17 protein-coding genes are annotated in these 20,762 nt (G+C 53.7%); 10 read left to right on the top strand and 7 right to left on the bottom strand.

The annotated features are described in order from the left end of the window. Nucleotides 1-5 precede the first annotated feature (5 nt). The 4 genes from bamB (at nt 6) to SGBXF1_RS18215 (ending at nt 4,206) form a co-directional block, all read left to right on the top strand. Entirely contained in the window at nt 6-1,187 is a 1,182-nt protein-coding gene (gene bamB / locus SGBXF1_RS18230) for an outer membrane protein assembly factor BamB (RefSeq protein ID WP_037417558.1), read from the top strand. Nucleotides 1,188-1,428: 241 nt separating this feature from the next. Next, on the top strand, nt 1,429-2,916 hold the full coding sequence (der, locus tag SGBXF1_RS18225) for a ribosome biogenesis GTPase Der (RefSeq protein ID WP_037417561.1): 1,488 nt from the start codon (nt 1,429-1,431) through the stop codon (nt 2,914-2,916). Between the two features lie 98 nt (nt 2,917-3,014). Beyond that, nucleotides 3,015-3,971: an AEC family transporter gene (locus tag SGBXF1_RS18220; RefSeq protein WP_037417564.1), complete on the top strand. Its 957-nt coding sequence runs from the start codon at nt 3,015-3,017 to the stop codon at nt 3,969-3,971. Between the two features lie 13 nt (nt 3,972-3,984). Further along, entirely contained in the window at nt 3,985-4,206 is a 222-nt protein-coding gene (locus tag SGBXF1_RS18215; protein WP_186427309.1) for a zinc ribbon domain-containing protein, read from the top strand. A gap of 70 nt (nt 4,207-4,276) precedes the next feature. Here the strand turns inward: SGBXF1_RS18215 and SGBXF1_RS18210 are convergent, their stop codons facing one another. From SGBXF1_RS18210 to SGBXF1_RS18200, 3 genes are all read right to left on the bottom strand, one after another. Beyond that, entirely contained in the window at nt 4,277-4,618 is a 342-nt protein-coding gene (locus tag SGBXF1_RS18210; protein ID WP_186427308.1) for a protealysin inhibitor emfourin, read from the bottom strand. Next, nucleotides 4,618-5,643: a M4 family metallopeptidase gene (locus SGBXF1_RS18205; RefSeq protein WP_186427307.1), complete on the bottom strand. Its 1,026-nt coding sequence runs from the start codon at nt 5,641-5,643 to the stop codon at nt 4,618-4,620. The genes SGBXF1_RS18210 and SGBXF1_RS18205 overlap by 1 nt, the downstream gene beginning before the upstream one ends. Before the next feature lie 244 nt (nt 5,644-5,887). Further along, nucleotides 5,888-6,970, bottom strand: coding sequence for a LacI family DNA-binding transcriptional regulator (locus tag SGBXF1_RS18200; RefSeq protein WP_186427306.1), 1,083 nt, complete (start codon nt 6,968-6,970; stop codon nt 5,888-5,890). A 365-nt stretch (nt 6,971-7,335) separates the two neighbouring features. On the opposite strand from SGBXF1_RS18200, the gene SGBXF1_RS18195 reads away from it, so the two are divergent. Together SGBXF1_RS18195 and SGBXF1_RS18190 are read left to right on the top strand one after the other, a co-directional pair. Then, nucleotides 7,336-8,643, top strand: coding sequence for an MFS transporter (locus tag SGBXF1_RS18195; RefSeq protein ID WP_037417576.1), 1,308 nt, complete (start codon nt 7,336-7,338; stop codon nt 8,641-8,643). A gap of 11 nt (nt 8,644-8,654) precedes the next feature. Continuing rightward, a complete protein-coding gene (locus tag SGBXF1_RS18190) occupies nt 8,655-11,021 on the top strand; it encodes a glycoside hydrolase family 31 protein (protein WP_186427305.1) in 2,367 nt (788 codons plus the stop codon). 114 nt (nt 11,022-11,135) lie between these two features. Here SGBXF1_RS18190 and xseA read toward each other — a convergent pair whose 3' ends face one another. Beyond that, nucleotides 11,136-12,527, bottom strand: coding sequence for an exodeoxyribonuclease VII large subunit (gene xseA, locus SGBXF1_RS18185; RefSeq protein ID WP_186428536.1), 1,392 nt, complete (start codon nt 12,525-12,527; stop codon nt 11,136-11,138). Nucleotides 12,528-12,697: 170 nt separating this feature from the next. On the opposite strand from xseA, the gene guaB reads away from it, so the two are divergent. Then, the gene (guaB, locus tag SGBXF1_RS18180) at nt 12,698-14,161 is read left to right on the top strand and encodes an IMP dehydrogenase (protein WP_061808312.1); all 1,464 of its coding nucleotides are present in this window, start codon (nt 12,698-12,700) and stop codon (nt 14,159-14,161) included. Nucleotides 14,162-14,262: 101 nt separating this feature from the next. After that, the gene (gene guaA / locus SGBXF1_RS18175) at nt 14,263-15,840 is read left to right on the top strand and encodes a glutamine-hydrolyzing GMP synthase (RefSeq protein WP_037417582.1); all 1,578 of its coding nucleotides are present in this window, start codon (nt 14,263-14,265) and stop codon (nt 15,838-15,840) included. Between the two features lie 171 nt (nt 15,841-16,011). On the opposite strand, the gene SGBXF1_RS18170 is transcribed toward guaA, so the two are convergent. Further along, a complete protein-coding gene (locus tag SGBXF1_RS18170) occupies nt 16,012-16,785 on the bottom strand; it encodes an Lnb N-terminal periplasmic domain-containing protein (protein WP_130381711.1) in 774 nt (257 codons plus the stop codon). A gap of 5 nt (nt 16,786-16,790) precedes the next feature. Further along, nucleotides 16,791-18,203, bottom strand: coding sequence for an HdeD family acid-resistance protein (locus SGBXF1_RS18165; RefSeq protein WP_186427304.1), 1,413 nt, complete (start codon nt 18,201-18,203; stop codon nt 16,791-16,793). Between the two features lie 641 nt (nt 18,204-18,844). Here SGBXF1_RS18165 and SGBXF1_RS18160 point away from each other — a divergent pair. Next, the gene (locus SGBXF1_RS18160; RefSeq protein ID WP_186427303.1) at nt 18,845-19,375 is read left to right on the top strand and encodes a GNAT family N-acetyltransferase; all 531 of its coding nucleotides are present in this window, start codon (nt 18,845-18,847) and stop codon (nt 19,373-19,375) included. Nucleotides 19,376-19,386: 11 nt separating this feature from the next. On the opposite strand, the gene SGBXF1_RS18155 is transcribed toward SGBXF1_RS18160, so the two are convergent. Beyond that, the gene (locus SGBXF1_RS18155) at nt 19,387-19,761 is read right to left on the bottom strand and encodes a winged helix-turn-helix transcriptional regulator (protein ID WP_186427302.1); all 375 of its coding nucleotides are present in this window, start codon (nt 19,759-19,761) and stop codon (nt 19,387-19,389) included. Between the two features lie 125 nt (nt 19,762-19,886). Between SGBXF1_RS18155 and SGBXF1_RS18150 the strand changes: the two genes are divergently transcribed. Next, nucleotides 19,887-20,729: an enoyl-CoA hydratase/isomerase family protein gene (locus SGBXF1_RS18150; protein WP_186427301.1), complete on the top strand. Its 843-nt coding sequence runs from the start codon at nt 19,887-19,889 to the stop codon at nt 20,727-20,729. Nucleotides 20,730-20,762: the final 33 nt, after the last annotated feature.

Below are 20,762 nucleotides of genomic sequence, written 5' to 3'. Positions count from 1 at the left end.
TTCCCATGCAATTGCGTAAAACACTCTTGGTCGGACTGGTTTCCGTTGCCTTGCTGAGTGGTTGCTCACTGTTCAACAGTGAAGAAGACGTGGTTACCATGTCGCCGCTGCCGAAAGTTGAAAATCAGTTCACGCCAAACAAAGCGTGGAGTACCTCGGTCGGTGACGGTGTTGGTGAGTTTTATTCTCACCTGCGTCCCGCTTTCCAGGACAACACAATTTATGCCGCCGATCGCCACGGCATCGTGAAAGCGATGGACGCAGACAGCGGTAATGAAAAGTGGAAGGTTGATCTCTCTGAGAAAACCGGCTTCTTGTCCAGCAATCTGCCGGCGCTGCTGTCGGGTGGCATGGCGGTAGCTGGTGACAAAGTTTATGTTGGCAGTGAGAAAGCCGTAGTTTACGCACTGAATACCGCAGACGGTAAAGTGGCATGGCAGACCAAGGTTGCCGGTGAAGCGATTTCACGTCCGGTGATCAGCGACGGTATGGTACTGATCCACACCTCCAACGGTCTGCTGCAGGCGCTGAACGAATCTGATGGCGCGGTGAAGTGGACTGTTAACCTGGATATGCCTTCTCTGTCACTGCGTGGTGAGTCTGCACCGGCCGTTGCCTTTGGCGCAGCCATTGTTGGCGGTGATAACGGTCGCGTCAGCGCAGTGCTGATGCAGCAGGGTCAGTTGATCTGGCAGCAACGTATTTCTCAACCGAGCGGCGCGACTGAAATCGATCGTTTGAACGATGTCGACACGACGCCGGTGATTGTTGAAGGCGTTGTCTACGCATTAGGTTACAATGGTAACCTGACGGCGTTGGATCTGCGTTCAGGTCAGATCATGTGGAAGCGTGAACTGGGTTCTGTGAACGATTTCATCGTTGATGCCGGTCGCATCTACCTGGTGGATCAGAATGATCGCGTGGTGGCGTTGAGCACCGAAGGCGGCGTGACCGTGTGGACGCAGAGTGATCTGCTGCACCGTAACCTGACTCCGCCAGTCATGTATAATGGCTTCCTGGTGACGGGTGACTCTGAAGGTTACTTGCACTGGATCAACACCACGGACGGCCGTTTTGTTGCTCAGCAGGAAGTGGATAGCTCCGGCTTCCTGTCTGCGCCGATGGTAGCTGGCGATAAGCTGGTCATCCAGGCGAAGGGCGGTAAAGTTTACGCGTTCACCCGCTAACGCCGATCGTCGCAACCTTTTCAGTACCCAAAGTTTTCGGGTGCAGTCAGGCGACAAGCGCACAGAACCCCAGGATAAGTGACTGGGATGAGGGTGCGCAGTCCATGCCACTGTGACGCGAAAGATGAAGGGGAAAACGGCTCCTGAGGGTTCAGGGGCCGTTTCGTATTTTATAAGCTGCACGCTTGGTGTCTACCCATGGTGCAGTAACGCATTGATTATTAAGTAATGAGGCTTCACAATGATACCTGTCGTCGCGCTAGTTGGGCGCCCGAATGTGGGTAAATCCACCTTGTTTAACCGTTTAACACATACGCGCGATGCGCTGGTGGCGGATTTCCCCGGGCTAACGCGAGACCGCAAGTATGGTCGTGCAGAAGTTGAGGGTAATGAATTTATCATCGTTGATACCGGCGGTATTGACGGTACTGAAGACGGTGTTGAAACACGTATGGCCGGCCAGTCGCTGCTGGCGATCGAAGAAGCTGACATCGTGTTGTTTATGGTCGATGCGCGCGCAGGTCTGATGCCTGCCGATCTGGGCATCGCCCAGCATCTGCGCAACCGCCAGAAGGCCACCTTCCTCGTCGCTAACAAAACCGACGGTATGGATCCTGACATGGCCACCGCCGATTTCTACTCGCTGGGTCTGGGTGACGTGCATGCGATCGCCGCTTCTCACGGCCGTGGTGTCGCGCAGTTGATTGAACATGTGCTGGTGCCGTTTGTCGGTGAAAAGCCGGAAGAAGTAGAGCTGACCGAAGAAGAGGCTAATGCCGCTTATTGGGCTGAGCAAGAAGGTGAAACCCTCGAAGGCGAAGAAGAAGAGCCGGAAGACGACTTCAACCCACAAGATTTGCCGATCAAACTGGCTATCGTGGGTCGCCCTAATGTGGGTAAGTCCACACTCACTAACCGTATCCTCGGCGAGGAACGTGTTGTGGTGTACGACATGCCAGGCACCACTCGTGACAGCATTTATATTCCGATGGTACGCGACGAACGCGAATACGTGTTGATCGATACCGCCGGGGTGCGCAAGCGTGGCAAGGTAACGGAAACCGTAGAGAAATTCTCGGTAATCAAAACGCTGCAGGCGATCGAAGACGCGAACGTAGTATTGCTGGTGGTGGATGCACGCGAAGGCATCTCCGATCAGGATCTCTCGCTGCTTGGCTTTATCCTCAATAGTGGGCGCTCACTGGTGATTGCGGTCAACAAGTGGGACGGCATGAGCGAGGAAGATCGTGACCACGTGAAAGAGATGCTTGATCTGCGCCTGGGCTTTGTCGATTTCGCCCGCATCCACTTCATCTCGGCCCTGCATGGTAGCGGTGTTGGCAACTTGTTCGTATCGATACTGGAAGCTTACGAGTGTGCGACCCGTCGTGTGAACACCTCAATGCTGACCAAAATCATGCAGATGGCTGCCGACGATCACCAGCCACCGTTGGTGCGTGGTCGCCGCGTGAAGCTGAAGTATGCACATGCCGGTGGTTATAACCCACCGATTGTGGTGATCCACGGCAACCAGGTGACCGATCTGTCCGATTCGTACAAACGTTACCTGATGAACTACTTCCGTCGTTCTCTGAAGGTAATGGGTACGCCAATCCGTATCCAGTTCAAAGAGGGTGAAAACCCGTTTGCTGGTAAGCGTAACCTGCTGACGCCGAACCAGATGCGCAAGCGTAAACGCTTGATGAGCCACCTGAAGAAAAGCAAATAATCAGTATGAGGGGCGCGGTAGTGATACCGCGCCCCTTTTTTATTGGTCTGAAATCGTTTTATTATCCGTAGATTATCGCCATCAGCTGAAGGAACGTCATGTCCTGGGAAACCTGGAGTTTTGCATTCAACGTCACCGTACCGAATCTGTTAATGATGTTGTTGGGCATACTGTTGCGCCATTGGCGTTTGATGGACGATCGTTTTATCGACGGCGCCACCAAGTTGGTGTTCAATCTGGCGCTACCCTGTCTGTTGTTCTTCAGCATTGCGACCAACCATCCACAATTATTGGGCAACCTGCCGCTGGTAATCTTCGGCGCGGTTGGCACTCTGGCCACCTTCTTGTTACTGGAGATGGCGGCAGTGTGGTTGGTTAAGGAACCGCGCGAGCGTGGTGTGTTCGTGCAAGGTGGCTTCCGTGCCAATACCGCCATTGTTGGATTGGCATACGCCATGACGGCCTATGGCAGCGAAGGGATCGCGTTGGGCTCGCTGTATCTGACGGTGACGGTGATCCTGTTCAACGTGCTGTCTGTGATTACGTTGACGCGCAGCTTACAAGGTGGGCAGGGGAAACGAATCAGCCGCTTATCGTTGTTGCGCAGCATCGTGACTAACCCGTTAATCATCGGTCTGGTGTGTGGGCTGGCGTACGCGCAGACTGGCTTGGGTATTCCGCAGGTGATCAGACAGACCGGCAGTTACATCTCGGCACTGTCGCTGCCGCTGGCGTTGCTGTGTACCGGTGCCAGTTTGGATCTACGCGCCATGTTTCGCTCGTCCAATGTGGCGGCGCTGTCCTCTTCGGCCAAGTTGTTTGTCGTGCCAGTGATAATGACGCTCGGTGGCTGGTTGTGCGGTTTTCACGGCGCGGCATTGGGGATTATCTTCCTGTTCTCGGCCACGCCAACGGCTTCTGGCAGTTATGTGATGACGCGTGCGATGGGGGGCAATGCCACGCTGGCGGCGAATATTATCGCCATCACCACTGTCGGCTCGTTTTTCACTACCGCGCTGGGCATCTATTTCTTACGCTCATGGGGCGTGATTTAATCTGGGAGTGACTATGGAAGCGCAATGTCCGCAATGCGGGCAAAAGATGGAGTGGGTGAATGGTCACTACCATTGCGTCGCCTGTAACAGCGATTATCAACAATTGGCTAATTGCCCGGATTGCGGGCAGCCGTTGCAAGAGCTGAAGGCTTGCGGTGCGGTGGACTACCTGTGCCAGAACGGCCATGGCCTGATATCCAAAAAGCGGGTGTTATTTAGTTATATCCTTCTGTAAGGGGCGAACAAATTCGCCCCGATTCGTCACGTGGGTGCAACATGTGGCACCTCTACATCTCTATGCTTGTTTACTCATCCACCTGACCCGTTTTCCACAGGTCGATCAACGCCTGCGGGGCGCTGGTTTCCGGGATAAGCAGTACGATCTCACTACACAGGGCCTCACTGTAGTAGCTGATCTGCACGCGAAAATAACGTTGATCACCGCAGCCGGGGGAGTCCGGTTTGCCTTCTTCTTGTGCGTAGGGCAGCGTCTGGTTCAACAGTTGGTTCAGGCGCTGCCGTTGTTCCGGCGTAATGTCGGCCAGCGCAATGCGCCGCTGGCCTGCCAGTTTAGGAATAAAGGCAAAGCCGCCTTCACGCGCCAGCTCAATGACGGTGTCCTGATTGAGCGCCGGTAAAGGTTTCATTATTCCACTCCCACCTTGTGCCAGGCCTGCTGTACCTTGTCCGCGACCGTGCTGTCGAAGCGCTGTTTGGCATGCTTCACCGTGGTACGAGCAAAGGTGGCAAAGTCAGCGTCCTGCGGCAGTGCCTTATCGCAAAGTGTGTCATACCAGATATAACCGGCTTTCTCCCAGGCAAAACCACCCAGTGCAGTTGCCGCCAGATAGAAGGCGCGGTTGGGAATGCCGGAGTTAAGGTGTACGCCGCCGTTATCTTCTTTGGTCTGGATATAGTCTTTCATGCTGGCTGGCTGTGGATCTTTCCCCAGCAGTGGATCGTCGTAGGCGGTACCGGGCGCCGACATCGAACGCAGGCCTTTACCGTTGATGCCTTTTGCCAACAGCCCCTCGCCAATCAGCCAGTCGGCTTTCTCAGCAGTCTGCTGAAGGTGGAACTGCTTGACCAAGGAGCCGAACACGTCAGACAGCGACTCATTGAGCGCACCGGCCTGCTGGAAGTAAATTAACCCGGCTTCACTCTCGGTTACGCCGTGCGCCAGTTCGTGGCCGACCACGTCGATGGCGATGGTAAAGCGGTTAAAGATCTCCCCGTCACCGTCGCCGAAAACCATCTGCTGGCCGTTCCAAAAGGCGTTCTGATATTCCTTACCGTAATGCACGCTGCCGGTTAGCGGCAGGCCTTTGTTGTCCAAAGAATTGCGTTTGAACGTTTGCCAGAAGAAATCATAGGTGACACCCAAATAGTCATAGGCTTCGTCCACCGCTACGTCATGATTACTGGCCTGGCCCTCATCACGCACCTGTTTACCGGGCAGTTGGGTGCCGTTTTCGGCATCAAAAATATCGCGGATGACTACACCAGCGCTGGAGGTTTTCTCACCGGGTGCGCGCAGCGGCTTGTTGCCGAGCAGGCTTTGAACATGATTCAGGGTATGCAATGCGCAGTCGCGCTGCGGCAGGCTGCCGTGCTCAATGATCCGGCGCAGCATATAAGGGGGGATGACCGATCGTGCTGTTAGGGTCGTCATAGTGGCTCTCCTTAGGCAAAGGGCAAAAAATTTACCCGTCATCTTTCAAGCTACAGCGTTGTTACCTGCTTACGGCCCTCGTCCTTTCAGGGCCGTTGATCACGCTTTCAAATCTGTTCCCGACAGATTTGTCGCTCACTCCAGTTACTGTAGGGGGGCGAATAAATTCGCCCTGATAGCTGGTTGCCTGACTGTAGCTTGAAAGCTATAGGGTACCTATAAAGATTCTGCCACTAAGTGTAGTTCAGACATCGTAAAGGCGGTGATCGTGCGTGCTGACCGCCGGGCTGGTTTTATGAGCGCTGACGCGTTTGACTGAAGCGCGTACCGCCAGCTTGCCATGTAACAGAAGATTGCACGGCGGCGCATCGGCCCGCAGCATGCGGCGCTGCAAGAGCTGAATGGCCTCATAGCCCAGTTCGTCGCGAGGCACATGTACGGAAGTGAGGGGAACGTCATGAATTTCTGCCAGATTAAAACCGTCGGTGCTCATTACCGAAATATCGCCCGGCACGCTCAACTGTAATTTGTTGAGTGCCTTGACCGCGCCAACCGCCATATAGTCGCCACCGGCAAGAATGGCCGTTGGTAGCTGCGAACGGTGGCTGACCCGGTTGATAAAGGTGGTGAGCGCCTGTTCAGCCTCTTCGCTACCGAAACCTGAAGTGGTAACCAGATGGCGACCGTCATCAAAGGCAATATTATGCCGTGCATAGGCGTGTTTAATGCCTGCCAGCCGCAGCTCCATGGTGTGTCGACGCAGGCATTGCAGGTTAAGAATATGGCTGTGACCCTGCTGGATCAGGTAATTGGCAGAAAATTCGCCAATCAGTTGATGATCGGGTGAGACACTATCGAGCCGCATTTGGCGGTCAGTGCAGTTAATCAGTACGCAGGGTTTGTTCAGATCCGCGGCCAATTGATGAATGTGTTCATCATCGATGCCGATAATCAGTGCGGCTTGTGTCTGTGGATCGCTCATTTTTTCCAGAAACAGTGCACCGTCGCTGTGCAATTCCTCAAGCCCACAGTAGCGGATACGCACCTCATGTTCCGCCAATGCGGCGGTGATCCCCTGGATCACTTTGTAGTAAAAGATGTCTGTACGTACGTCAAAGGCACGCTGTGGGGCAAAGACCATGACACTGTTCAGCATCAGTCGTCCGCTGGATATCCCTTGCAGGATGCCATTTTGTTGCGCGCAGGCCAGCACCTTCTGGCGTGCTTCGGCACTGGTATTGGATTTGCCCGCGAGTACGCGTGAAACGGTGCTGATTGATAGCCCCGTTTGGTGGGCGATTTCCTGTATTTTCAGCTTTCCGTTCATTCTGTGATCTCCTTCAAATTTGACTGTGAAAATATTTTCACAGTGTTTTTTCGGCGTACTGTCAGGTTTCTTTCGCCATTATGGCGATCTTTCAGTCTATACATGAAAATTTTTGCAAAAAACTACGTTTCGCTCTCTTCACCGGCTCGCTAGTCTAAATTGGTATGCCAACTTTATAGATTTATCAGTCCAATTAATCGACTGAATTATAAATAAAATGAAAATAAATCATGTGGTTGTGATAATGATGCATCTGTCTCTCTGAAGTGCAACGCAGTTTTCAACGACCCATACCTTCGATACCAAAACGTACCCTACCAAAAAGCGCGCTGTTTCACCGGGCAGCCGTTATGGAGAGAAGACAGATGAGTGTGGAAATGAATCAGACGGCTGTGGTTAGCGGTCGGCGCAAATTTAAATCACTGCGCTGGTGGATGCTGGCGTTGTTTTTGTTGGGCGTGACAGTCAACTACATTACCCGCAACTCGCTGGGTATTCTGGCGCCGGAGCTGAAAACCAGCCTGAACATGACTACCGAGCAATATTCCTGGGTCGTCGCGTCGTTCCAATTGGCCTATACGGTGTTTCAACCCATTTGTGGCTGGTTGATCGACGTGATCGGCCTGAAAATGGGCTTTTTAATCTGCGCCAGTATCTGGGCGGTGGTTTGCATGATGCATGCCGGAGCGGGGACCTGGGTGCAACTGGCTATCTTGCGCTTCTTTATGGGCGGGGCAGAAGCTGCGGCTACGCCGGCCAACGCCAAAGCGATTTCTGACTGGTTCCCAAAAAAGGAACGGCCCATTGCCGCCGGTTGGGCGGGCGTCGGTTTTTCTATTGGTGCCATGCTGGCACCGCCAATCATCGTAATTGCTCACGTTTCCTTTGGCTGGCAGGGTGCCTTTCTATTCTCTGGCGCGTTGGCGCTGATCTGGGTGGTGCTGTGGTGGCGATTCTACCATTCACCGCAACAGCATCCCAATTTGAGCCAGCAGGAGCTGGATCTGATCCGCGAAGATAACGAGCCGGAATTACCCCGACTGCCTTTCTTCAAGTCGTTGGCCATTCTCTGCCGTAACAAAAAGTTTTACGGCATTGCCATTCCGGCCTTTCTCGCCGAGCCGGCCTGGGCGGTATTCAGTTTCTGGGTGCCACTGTATTTAGCCACCGAACGCGGCATGGATTTAAAACACATCGCCATGTTTGCCTGGCTGCCGTTTTTGGCGGCGGACATCGGCAGCGTTGCCAGTGGTTATCTCACCACGCTGTACCGTAAATGGTTTGGTTGCAGCCGCGTCAACTCGGTGGTTGCCAGCTCTGTCACCGGCGCATTCATGATGGTCTCGTTGGCGTTTGTGGCGATCACCAAAGATCCCTATGTGGCGATCGCACTGATCTCGATCGGCGGTTTCGGCCATCAGGTGATCTCCTGCATGCTCAGCGCGCTGGTGGTGGAATCATTCGATAAAAATCAGGTAGCGACGGTCAACGGTATGCGCGGCTCCAGCGCCTGGATCGCCAGCTTCCTGTTCACGCTGCTGATTGGCGCGGTCTCCGATACCGTCGGTTTCAACCCGTTATTTATCGCCATGGGCTTCTTCGACCTGATCGGTGCCGTATTCCTGATTGCCTTAATCGCCGAACGCGGCGGTAAAAAAACACTCAATAGTTAAGTTGGATACCTATGAAAACCTTAAAAAATTGGACGTTGGCGGGCCAGTATGGCGATCGCATTGAGCTGTTGGTCGACGAACGTCACCTGTTCTGTCTGTATGTGCTGGAAAACGACCTGTTCCGCGTGTTGATTAAACGCAATGGCGAATTGGCGCTGGATCGTACCTGGAGCATCGCACCGCAGGCTGATGTGCCCTGGGAAGGGCGTGACCGCTTGAGCGTGGCCGGCTTCGGCCTGCCGGGTTATCAGTTGCGGCAACATGAGGATCGGCTGGTGGTGACGACGTCTGCACTGCGCGTTACCGTGCATCAGCCGCTGTGGCTGGAATGGGAACACTGCAACGCCGCCGGTGAATGGCGCCCGCTTGCCGCCGATCGGCCAACCAGCGCTTACCTGCTGAACCCGCATGGTGACGGCGTGGCCCACTATCAGCGTCGTCAGGCTGGCGGGCGTTATTATGGCCTGGGTGAGAAGGCCGGGGATTTGGAGCGCAGCGGCCGCCGCTTTGAAATGCGCAACCTGGACGCCATGGGTTACAACGCCGCCAGCACCGATCCGCTGTACAAGCACATTCCTTTCACCATCACCCGCGGGGAAGAGGCCAGTTTCGGGCTGTTTTACGACAACCTGAGCAGTTGCTGGCTGGATCTGGGTAACGAAATCGACAACTACCATCTGGCCTATCGCCGCTATCAGGCTGGAGCGGGGGATCTGGATTATTACCTGTTCCTCGGCCCTAAGGTACTGGACGTGACCAAGGCGTTTGTACGCCTGACCGGCAAGACTCACTTTGGGCCGAAATGGAGCTTGGGCTACAGCGGTTCCACCATGCATTACACCGATGCGCCGGACGCCCAGCAGCAGCTACAGCAATTTATTCAGCTCTGTCGCCAGCATGATATTCCCTGCGACTCGTTCCAGCTGTCATCGGGTTATACCTCGATCGGCAACAAGCGCTACGTGTTCAACTGGAACTACGACAAGGTGCCGCAGCCCAAACAGCTGAGTCAGGCGTTTCATGATGCCGGGTTAAAGCTGGCGGCCAACATCAAGCCGTGTTTGTTGCAGGATCATCCGCAGTATCAGCAGGCGGCGGATCAGGGGCTGTTTATCCGGGATTCCGAAAGCGACCGGCCGGAGCGCTCCAGCTTTTGGGATGACGAAGGCTCGCACCTCGACTTCACCAACCCGGCGGCGGTGCAATGGTGGCAGCAGGGTGTGACGCAGCAACTGCTGGAGATGGGCATCGATTCTACCTGGAATGACAATAACGAATATGAGGTGTGGGACGGAGAGGCGCGTTGCCACGGTTTTGGCACACCTATCGCCATCAAACACATTCGCCCGGTGATGCCGTTACTGATGATGCGCGCTTCAATGGAGGCTCAGCAACGCTTTGCTCCCGAGCTGCGGCCCTACCTGATTTCGCGTTCCGGTTGTGCCGGTATGCAGCGTTATGTGCAGACTTGGAGCGGCGACAACCGCACCAACTGGCAAACTTTGCGTTACAACATCCGCATGGGATTGGGCATGAGTCTGTCCGGCCTGTATAACCTGGGACACGACGTTGGCGGTTTTTCCGGTGACAAGCCGGACGCTGAACTCCTGGTGCGCTGGGTGCAAAACGGCGTGATGCATCCGCGTTTTACCATTCACTCCTGGAACGACGACGCCACGGTTAACGAACCCTGGATGTATCCGGCCGCCACCCCGGCGGTACGCGAGGCGATTAACCTGCGTTACCGGCTGATGCCGTATTTCTACACCCTGTTGTGGCAGGCCAGTGCCGACGACGAGCCGATGCTGCGTCCGACCTTCCTCGACCATGAGCATGACGAACAGACCCTGAAAGAAACCGATGATTTTATGATTGGTCGCGATCTGCTGGTGGCCAGCGTAGTAGAGCAGGAGCAACGCCAGCGGCCGGTGTATCTGCCGGATAACGGCGACGGCTGGTATTGCTTCTACAGCGGCCAATGGTTCAGTGGCGGTCAGACGGTGGTGCTGGAGGCCCCGCTGGAGCGCTTGCCGCTGCTGGTACGTGCCGGTGCGGCATTGCCATTGTCATCCCGCCTGGCGCATGTTGACGTAACGGCAGACGATCGACGTGAGCTTAAGTTGTACCCGAAAAAAGGCTGTGGCAGCGCTTCTGGGCTGTTATTCGAAGATGACGGGGAAAGTTATGGCTGGCAGCAAGGCGACGCACTGTGGCTGCGCTGGGAGATGCTCAGTGACAATCAGCGCATCACGCTGAACATCACCACCGAGGGCCGCTTTAAACCGGCATGGCAAACCCTGACCTTCAGCTTGCCTGCCGGAGAAGCGCGCGAGTTGTGGATCAACGGCGCGCCAGGCAACAGTTTTACGCTGGAATAACATTATATACCCTAAATAATTGGAGTTGCAGCAAGGCGGCAAGAACGTTCATCCCGATGAGCTTACTCAGGTAAGTGATTCGGGTGAATGGGTGCAGCCAACACTGATGTAACTTCAAGTATTAGGGGGAGATTCAGTCGTGCGTTTTTTGCGCGGCTTTTTGGCGATGGTGATGGTCTTGACCTCGCTTTCCACCCAGCCATCCTGCAGACGGGTTTTCAGCAATTCACCCACCTGCGCCTGTTTGGTGGTCTTCAGCAGTTCACCGCACGGGGTTTGTGTCACGCTGTAGCCACGCGCCAGCGTTGCCAGTGGGCTGACCGCCTCAAGCTGGCTACAGGCCACGCCAAAGCGTTGACGCCAGGCGTTAAGCTGCCGCTCCAGCGCCTGCTGCAGTCGATATTCCTGCTGCTGCACACGTTGCTGATAGCGATGAATCCGTGCCTGTGGCTGCATCTGCGCCAAGCGCTGTTGGGCCCGCTCGCTGCGGCGTGAAGAGACCCGCAGTTGGTTCTGCATACCTTCTTCCAACCGGCGTTGCAGCTTGAACAACAGTGTCTGCTGGCGCGCCAGGCGCAGGTGCGGATGCTGTTGCTGCAAACGGTGGTTGATGCGGGTGAACTGTTGTTGGCGCTGGGCCAGATAGTAATCCATCGCCATTTCCATTCGCTGCTGCTGGGACTGCAACTGGCGCAGCAGCTCCAGCTGATTGCGGCTGACCAGTTCGGCGGCGGCTGAAGGGGTTGGCGCACGCAGGTCGGCGACAAAGTCGGCAATGGTGACGTCGGTTTCATGGCCGACGGCGCTGACAATTGGAATGCGGCTGGCGAAAATCGCCCGCGCTACGCGTTCGTCATTAAAACTCCACAGATCTTCCAGCGAACCGCCACCACGGCCGACAATCAGCACGTCACACTCGTCGCGGCGGTTAGCCGTTTCGATGGCACGCACAATCTGCAATGGCGCTTCTGCACCCTGCACCGACGTGGGGTAAATGATGATAGGCAGTGAAGGATCACGCCGTTGCAGCACCTGCAACACATCGTGCAGCGCGGCACCGCTGGCGGAGGTAATGACCCCGACGCGTTTGGCCGGGCTGGGCAAGGCTTGCTTGAACTGTTGGTCGAACAGGCCTTCGGCGCTCAGGCGCTGTTTCAACTGGTCGAACTGCTGTTGCAGCAGGCCATCACCGGCAGGTTGCATGCTTTCGGCAATCAGCTGGTAGTCGCCGCGGGGTTCATACAGCGTAATGCTGGCGCGAACCAGTACCTGTTGGCCATTCTGCGGACGGAAAGTGGTGCGACGGTTAGTGTTGCGGAACATCGCGCAACGGACCTGCGCACGATCGTCTTTCAGCGTGAAATACCAGTGGCCGGAAGAGGGTTGGGAGAAGTTGGAAATCTCGGCGGAGAGCCAAATTTGGCCCATTTCCATTTCCAGCAGCTGTCGAACCGTCTGATTCAGGCGGCTTACGGTAAAAATAGACGGCGAAACAGGTAGCGACATGTGACCCAGATCAAATTTCAAAACAAGCACTTAATTGGTCGATACTACATGGCTGAAAAAGGTAATCAAGAGTTTTTGTGAGAAAGTGCTGGAGGCAACCGTTTACGCTCTGTATAATGCCGCGGCAATATTTTATCTTTTTCACAGCCCACTCTGGTGAGATATTGCCCATGCTACGCATCGCAAAAGAAGCACTGACATTCGACGACGTTCTCCTGGTTCCAGCTCACTCTACGGTTCTGCCTAATACCGCTGAGCTCGGCACCCAATTGACCAAAACCATCCACCTGAACATCCCTATGCTGTCCGCAGCCATGGATACCGTTACCGAAGCCAATCTGGCTATCGCGCTGGCGCAGGAAGGCGGTTTAGGCTTCATCCACAAAAACATGTCCATCGAGCGTCAGGCTGAAGAAGTCCGCCGCGTGAAAAAACATGAAAGCGGCGTGGTCACTGACCCACAATCCGTAACGCCGACTACCACCCTGAAAGAAGTGAAAGAACTGACCGCGCGTAACGGCTTTGCCGGCTACCCGGTCGTGACCGAAGAAAACGAACTGGTCGGCATCATTACCGGCCGTGATGTTCGCTTCGTTACCGATCTGAACCAGCCTGTTACCGCCGTGATGACGCCGAAAGAGCGCCTGGTTACGGTGAAAGAAGGTGAAGCGCGTGAAGTCGTGCTGCAGAAAATGCACGAAAAACGCGTTGAGAAGGCGCTGGTGGTAGACGACCAGTTCCATCTGCTGGGTATGATCACCGTAAAAGACTTCCAAAAAGCAGAACGCAAGCCAAACGCCTGTAAAGACGAACATGGCCGTCTGCGCGTAGGCGCTGCGGTTGGCGCTGGTGCAGGTAACGAAGAGCGTGTTGATGCGCTGGTTGCTGCCGGTGTTGACGTCCTGTTGATCGACTCTTCCCACGGCCATTCCGAAGGCGTATTGCAGCGCATTCGTGAAACCCGCGCCAAATACCCGGATCTGCAGATCGTTGGCGGCAACGTCGCGACCGCTTCTGGCGCCAAAGCACTGGCTGATGCCGGTGTTAGCGCAGTGAAAGTGGGTATCGGTCCTGGTTCTATCTGTACTACCCGTATCGTAACTGGCGTAGGCGTACCGCAGATCACCGCTATCGCCGACGCGGTTGAAGCGCTGGAAGGCACCGGTATCCCGGTTATCGCCGACGGCGGCATCCGTTTCTCCGGTGACATCGCCAAAGCCATCGCGGCGGGGGCATCTTGTGTCATGGTTGGCTCCATGCTGGCAGGTACCGAAGAATCTCCGGGCGAAATCGAGCTGTATCAGGGCCGTTCGTTCAAATCCTATCGCGGGATGGGTTCACTGGGTGCGATGTCCAAAGGCTCTTCTGACCGTTACTTCCAGACCGATAATGCTGCTGACAAATTGGTGCCGGAAGGCATCGAAGGCCGTGTGGCTTACAAAGGCATGCTGAAAGCCATTGTTCACCAGCAAATGGGCGGTCTGCGCTCTTGCATGGGTCTGACCGGTTGCGGCACCATCGATGAGCTGCGCACCAAGGCTGAATTTGTGCGCATCAGCGGCGCCGGTATTCAGGAAAGCCACGTGCATGACGTGACCATCACCAAAGAGTCACCGAACTACCGCATGGGTTAATGCTTTAACTTCTCCTGCGGGAGAAGCCGGGGTGGGGCGTAACGCTTCACCCCGAAAACACTATTTTCGCTCTTTTTCTCTGTTGCTGGAATTCGCCTCACATGACAAAAAATATCCATAAGCATCGCATCCTGATTCTGGACTTTGGTTCGCAATACACTCAACTGGTAGCACGCCGCGTGCGCGAAATCGGCGTTTACTGCGAGCTGTGGGCCTGGGACGTTAGCGAAGAGCAAATCCGCGAATTCAATCCAAGCGGCATCATCCTGTCCGGCGGCCCGGAAAGTACCACCGAAGCCAACAGCCCGCGCGCACCAGAATACGTCTTCACCGCCGGTGTACCGGTGCTGGGCGTATGCTACGGCATGCAGACCATGGCGATGCAGTTGGGTGGCCAGGTAGAAGGCTCCAACGAGCGTGAATTCGGTTATGCCCAGGTGGAAATCACCACCGACAGCGCATTGGTACGCGACATCGAAGACGCCTTGAGCCCGGCCGGCAAACCGCTTCTCGACGTGTGGATGAGCCACGGCGACAAAGTGACCGCTATCCCGTCTGACTTCGTCACTGTTGCCAGCACCGATACCTGTCCGTTTGCCATTATGGCCAACGAAGAAAAACGCTTCTACGGTGTGCAGTTCCACCCGGAAGTGACCCACACCCGTCAGGGCCAGCGCATGCTGGAGCGTTTCGTTCTGGATATCTGCCAGTGTGAAGCGTTGTGGACCCCGGCGACCATTATTGAAGATGCGGTAGAGCGTATTCGTCAGCAGGTAGGTGAAGATCACGTGATCCTCGGCCTGTCCGGTGGTGTGGACTCTTCCGTTACTGCGATGTTGTTGCACCGTGCTATCGGCAAGCGCCTGACCTGCGTGTTTGTCGACAACGGCCTGCTGCGCCTGAACGAAGCCGACCAGGTGCTGGAAATGTTTGGTGACCACTTTGGCCTGAACATTGTTCACGTGGCAGCAGAAGATCGCTTCCTGAGTGCACTGGCTGGCGTTGATGAGCCAGAAGCTAAACGCAAGATCATTGGTCGCGTGTTCGTTGAGCTGTTCGACGAAGAAGCTTGCAAACAGACTGACGTGAAATGGCTGGCGCAAGGCACCATCTATCCTGACGTAATTGAATCCGCCGCTTCTGCTACCGGTAAAGCACACGTAATCAAGTCACACCACAATGTGGGTGGCCTGCCGAAAGAGATGAAGCTGGGGCTGGTCGAGCCGCTGAAAGAGCTGTTCAAAGACGAAGTGCGCAAGATTGGTCTGGAGCTGGGCCTACCGTACGACATGCTGTTCCGCCACCCGTTCCCAGGCCCAGGTTTGGGCGTGCGCGTGCTGGGCGAAGTGAAGAAAGAGTACTGTGACCTGCTGCGTCGTGCCGATGCCATCTTCATTGAAGAACTGCACAAGGCCGATCTGTATAACAAGGTTAGCCAGGCATTCACTGTGTTCCTGCCGGTACGTTCAGTTGGCGTGATGGGCGATGGCCGTAAATACGACTGGGTTGTTTCACTGCGTGCAGTGGAAACCATCGACTTTATGACCGCGCATTGGGCGCACCTGCCGTACGATTTCCTCGGCCGCGTCTCCAACCGCATCATCAACGAAGTGAACGGTATTTCCCGCGTCGTTTATGACATCAGCGGCAAGCCACCAGCTACCATTGAATGGGAATGATTTGGTTGCTGGCTTAGGCCAGCACTGAATAATCAAAAGTACATCTAAGCCCGCTTAATTGCGGGTTTTTTTGTTTTTCTGTCTGGCATTGCGTGGCAATCTTTTATATCGTCAAAAATCCATTTTCTATGGCATGGTGATGGTAATTACTACCTGACCGATACCATGTTGTTAGCTTGGTAACCGGATCGATTTTGAGTAGTCGTCGGCAATGGCCGCATCAGAAGGTCTTCGTATTAAACTGATCTCTTTCAATTTTTTAAAGGGTAGTCTGCTATCCAGTAAACCCAGTTCATAAATATATTTGTCGGCATACCCACTGACTAACACCTTCCAGTTAAATTTTATCTCGGGGGATACTGAAGCGGCGTGATGTAAAATATTGGTAGTGCAGTTATTATTAAAGGTATTGTAAAACTCAGGTTGCAGGCTAAGTTTCTCGATACGTCCTAAATAGTTTATAAAAAGAGCCTGAGCCGTTTCAGCAGGGATCTTGACAGAATAAAGATAAACCCGTTCTTTTCTCACGTCCGTTCTGACACCAATCAAATCTCTCTCGTCTGCAAGAACATAAGTCAGCGTGTAGTGTTTGAAAAATCCTCGCCATGTAGAATAGATTTGATTGATCCTGCGCCGTGTTTCGATAGATATAGCTAAATGGCGACCATCTTTAAAACCAAAGCTGAGAAAAAGATGGGCAATAGTATTGCCGGACCAATATGACGAAATGACATCAACTGTCGTCAGTTCATCTAGAGTGAATTCATCATCATACCATGACGGCAGATAGTCATCTTTTGTCCCGTTGTATCTGAAGTTTCTGATATTACGCAGAAATATTTTACCGCCTGCACGCCATTCAACCTGAGGTAATTTTGCATACTCGAGGATGCAATCGAGCTCATTACTTGGTGTTGCTGATGTCAATCTGGGAAAAATTGGCATAAGTGTTATTCACCTTTGTTATTTATGAGCTCGGGACGGTCGTCGATGGGCATGCTCTTCCCATGGATTTTTTCCTCACGCCATTGTTTACGTAAAGCAAACATTTTTCTCACCACGCGTTTTATGGTGGCTATCCAACCTGCTCGACGAGGGTCTGCCAGCATGCTTAAGGCTCGCGCATAATCCAGTGTTAGCCCCGGTGTCCAGGCCATTGTTTTGGCCCGTTTGCGAATTTGCACTGCCACCCACAATTCGGGGGTAGTGAGGACTTTACTGAGAACCCACCAATGCCCCCGCTTGCCCCAGATCCTGCCTATCACGCCTTCAAGCGCGGCTTCAAGCCCACGTGAAACGCTACTCGAGCAATTTCGATGTGTGAGGTTATAAGTAGCATCCCGCTGATAAGCATCCCAGAATATTTGCAAACTCTGGGCATCGTAGTTTCTGATCCTCACTTTTATGGTTGAGTGGCACCATTTATTCGCTTCAGTGACATAGTCGGGCTGGAAAACTCCGGGCACATTATTGTCGGTGGTTGCACGTAATAGCCGGCTAAATTGTTCCGGTGAGCGGTCAAGATCTGCGGCGGGATACAGGCTTATATATACACCTTCCGGTGACTCCAGTGCCGCATGCCCGGTTGAAATTACGCCATTTCTGTCAACGGCAGCAATATAGCGGTCAATAACAGGATGAGGAACGACGGCACTTTTAGATGTCCCTGTTGGTGTCCAAACATGGACCGTGAGGGCCGGCTCACCATCTGCAGGTGGACCATCCCACCATTCAACCAGTTGAGGATTGGTATCAACACTACTCGCTTTGTCTGCAGCAGCATCCCCTCGGAAAGCGGGGTTTGCTCGCATCTTTTTGACTCGCATCGCAAGCAATATCATATTCCAGCCGCCAAAGATCAGCCCTAAGCCCAAACAATAAGAGATGGCACCGACATAATGCGAGGGATAAGGTTGATAGAAGAAAATGGCGATAAGGACCTCGATGACACCTCCCGTTACGACCAGTTTCCATTTTCTAAAACGGACCACAGTAGCCGTGGTTATCTGCAATAATCCATCGGCTAAAAACAAGGTGCCAAAAATCATCGATAGAATAAAATGACCATGATCATTATATTGCCCGATGAGCACTAATGCTGCGGCCAACGAAAATGCACCGCCTTTAACATAGCGTAACGTGCGTTGCCCGCCGATACCGGTATGCGCGACTCCCAGAGTTGCCAGCCCTTCAATTAGCAGTATTAAGGCAAATGGCTGTAAAGGAAAAAAGATGACGTTATCCAAAGCGTCAATGAAAATGCATAGCCCAGCGATTATTCCCAGGGAGCCAGAAATCAACAACCCTTTCCAGCGAGCACGTAAATAATCAACGCCAAGTAAAATCATTACCAACTGAACCATAGTTTTCCCCGTTTAAACCATGCGTAGTTTTTTAGCGCATAAGACCATCTGAACATGGTTCAAACAGATATTTATGCGAATCTTAAAAAATAAACTTGAATTATTTATCGCTATTTTTCTTCTCTAAAATTCACACTCTTGCTATTGGTACACACTCAGTATTGATACGTTTGGACAAATTTTCCACATCGCACCTCATCAAATTCAAAGTGTGTTTCATGCGGCGTCAGCCTCTGAAATAGACCCTGCTGATGATTATGAAAAACGGGAAAAACTCGTAGCCAGCCATAGCTTCCTCGGTAGGGTTTAAGTCATGGTGTGATATAGCGTTGCTTTATCAAGAGTTTTCATACTAACGATAATTGAGTGGGCATAATTTTGTTGCCAGCTTACGCCGGCACTAAATAAAAAATCACACCTAGCCCCGCGTAGCGGGCTTTTTTATTTTTCGATTACGTATAGCGCTCGTTCCCGCCTTCAGCCTGATCATCATGACACACCATCTCCCGTTGGGAGGCGAGGTCCGCAATGGAAAACAGACCCATGCTAATGCAGAGATATTTTTGTTGTGCAAGTTCACAAGGCATTTAAACCACAGTACTTTATATCTTTGCATCAGTGACGAGTTCGATGGAGGTTTAATGTCGGTACGCATACCTTTACCTGGCGAGCTTCACGCGTCTTTAAGGCCACTGCGTTTAGATGATGTACACGCGTGGTCTGCGTATTTGAGTAAGCCTGGCGTCACGGAACACACCAGTTGGGGCGATATTAGCCCGAGTAGTCTCGAAAAACTCGTTTCCCACTATGCCGAAGGCAGAGATTCACTGCGTTGGGCCATTGTGGATTCGAGTGACAGTTTGCTCGGTACGGTAGGTTTGAACGAAGTATCCCGCGATCATGGTCGAGCGGAAATTGCCTACGATCTTGACCCGAGCCACTGTGGCCGGGGTTTGGCGACTGAGGCGACGCGTGCCGTGATTCATTGGGCGCACACGGCACTGGGCCTTCAGCGTGTTCAGGCTACGGTTCTTGATAGCAATATATTGTCCATTGCCGTCCTGGAGCGGGTGGGCATGCAGCGCGAAGGTTTAATCAGGCATTACCGCCGCGTGCGCGGGCAGGCCCGAGATTATTGGATGTACGCGGCCATTAATCGCACACAAAAGTGAGGCTGTTGCCCTCAGTTTTCAACCGGTTGGTTTTGCTCATCATACCTGCGCTGGCTGTCCTGAATCGCCTCGATATTCCCCAGTGTCCAATCGAACAGTATCGAGAACGGCCCTTGTAATGATTGTCCGAGCGGCGTCAGTGAATACTCGACGCCGAGCACCCGCCCATCCAAAACCCTGCGTTTCACCATGCCGTTGCGTTCCAACTTACGCAACGTCTGGGTCAGTACGCGTTGAGTGACGCCATCCAAGCGGCGCTTAATCGCGTTAAAACGCCGTGGCTCACGTAATACTTCCAGCACCATCATTGACCACTTGTCTGCAATCTGGTCGAGAATGATTCGGCTTGGGCAATCGGCCCGGTAGACAGGATCTGTCTCGTTCATAGGTATCCTCCAGCATCCCTGGGATGTTTAAAGTGCGTAATTGACCCTAGGTATGCAAAGTATACCATGCGGTGAAGGGCACCAAAACTCGGTGCTATTTCTCCTAAACGATAAAGGAAATTGACATGACGGATACCGATTTTGGCCGACTGAGTATTTCTCATCATGGCGGTGTGTCGACGGTGACGATCGACAATCCGCCGGTAAACGTTCTTGATGTGCCTTTGATGTCGGAGATTAGTCGCTTTCTGCTTTTCGTGCGTGATGAGCCTGATGTGAAGGTCCTGATTTTTCAGAGTGCAAATCCAGATTTCTTCATTGCTCATGTTGATATGACCTTAATTGATGAGCCACACGCCTTTGACGAGCTGGCACGCAACGCGCCGGAAGGGCTCAACCCATTCCAGGCGTTCGGTGAGCTTCTGCGTAGCCAGCCGCAGGTAACGATCGTTAAACTGGCTGGGCTGGCGCGCGGCGGCGGTGCTGAATTTGTTGCGGCTGCCGACATGGCATTTGCCGCCGAAGGGCGAGCGGGGCTTGCCCAGTGCGAAGCTTTGATGGGTATCACACCCGGCGGTGGTGCGACGCAATACCTGACGAGTCGAATGACACGCGGCCGTGCGCTTGAAGTGATCCTGGGGGCTGATTTGATCGATGCAGTGACCGCAGAACGCTACGGGTGGATTAATCGCGCCTTACCCACCGCCGAGTTCGATGATTTCGTCAATCGACTTGCGCATAATATCGCGGCTTTGCCGGAAGGGGTTATCGCGGCAGCCAAACAGGCGATGCCAGCGCCGGATCTGCATGAGGGGTTTCAACGTGAACACAACGCGTGGGCGGGGTTGTTTGCACGCCCCGCAGCGGAAAGTCGCATTCGCGGTGGGTTAAAGGCTGGCGCTCAAACGCCGGACGGGGAACGCAACCTTGAGAAGTTGCTGCGTAATCTTGGCGTTTCAGAAGGGTAGATTGGCGTGGTCCAAGTCAACAATTGCCCCCAT

The organism is Serratia grimesii, assembly GCF_900186025.1.
GTDB classification, from domain to species: domain Bacteria; phylum Pseudomonadota; class Gammaproteobacteria; order Enterobacterales; family Enterobacteriaceae; genus Serratia; species Serratia grimesii.
This window is presented reverse-complemented; position numbering and strand designations above follow the sequence as displayed.

Excerpts from the sequence above, each read along its gene's own strand:
- bamB (WP_037417558.1), top strand. The coding sequence starts at position 6 with ATGCAATTGCGTAAAACACTCTTGGTCGGACTGGTTTCCGTTGCCTTG.
- guaB (WP_061808312.1), top strand. The coding sequence starts at position 12,698 with ATGCTACGCATCGCAAAAGAAGCACTGACATTCGACGACGTTCTCCTG.
- SGBXF1_RS18190 (WP_186427305.1), top strand. The coding sequence starts at position 8,655 with ATGAAAACCTTAAAAAATTGGACGTTGGCGGGCCAGTATGGCGATCGC.
- SGBXF1_RS18205 (WP_186427307.1), bottom strand. The coding sequence starts at position 5,643 with ATGACGACCCTAACAGCACGATCGGTCATCCCCCCTTATATGCTGCGC.
- SGBXF1_RS18150 (WP_186427301.1), top strand. The coding sequence starts at position 19,887 with ATGACGGATACCGATTTTGGCCGACTGAGTATTTCTCATCATGGCGGT.
- SGBXF1_RS18215 (WP_186427309.1), top strand. The coding sequence starts at position 3,985 with ATGGAAGCGCAATGTCCGCAATGCGGGCAAAAGATGGAGTGGGTGAAT.
- xseA (WP_186428536.1), bottom strand. The coding sequence starts at position 12,527 with ATGTCGCTACCTGTTTCGCCGTCTATTTTTACCGTAAGCCGCCTGAAT.
- SGBXF1_RS18220 (WP_037417564.1), top strand. The coding sequence starts at position 3,015 with ATGTCCTGGGAAACCTGGAGTTTTGCATTCAACGTCACCGTACCGAAT.
- guaA (WP_037417582.1), top strand. The coding sequence starts at position 14,263 with ATGACAAAAAATATCCATAAGCATCGCATCCTGATTCTGGACTTTGGT.
- SGBXF1_RS18195 (WP_037417576.1), top strand. The coding sequence starts at position 7,336 with ATGAGTGTGGAAATGAATCAGACGGCTGTGGTTAGCGGTCGGCGCAAA.
- SGBXF1_RS18155 (WP_186427302.1), bottom strand. The coding sequence starts at position 19,761 with ATGAACGAGACAGATCCTGTCTACCGGGCCGATTGCCCAAGCCGAATC.
- SGBXF1_RS18170 (WP_130381711.1), bottom strand. The coding sequence starts at position 16,785 with ATGCCAATTTTTCCCAGATTGACATCAGCAACACCAAGTAATGAGCTC.
- SGBXF1_RS18160 (WP_186427303.1), top strand. The coding sequence starts at position 18,845 with ATGTCGGTACGCATACCTTTACCTGGCGAGCTTCACGCGTCTTTAAGG.
- SGBXF1_RS18210 (WP_186427308.1), bottom strand. The coding sequence starts at position 4,618 with ATGAAACCTTTACCGGCGCTCAATCAGGACACCGTCATTGAGCTGGCG.
- SGBXF1_RS18165 (WP_186427304.1), bottom strand. The coding sequence starts at position 18,203 with ATGGTTCAGTTGGTAATGATTTTACTTGGCGTTGATTATTTACGTGCT.
- der (WP_037417561.1), top strand. The coding sequence starts at position 1,429 with ATGATACCTGTCGTCGCGCTAGTTGGGCGCCCGAATGTGGGTAAATCC.
- SGBXF1_RS18200 (WP_186427306.1), bottom strand. The coding sequence starts at position 6,970 with ATGAACGGAAAGCTGAAAATACAGGAAATCGCCCACCAAACGGGGCTA.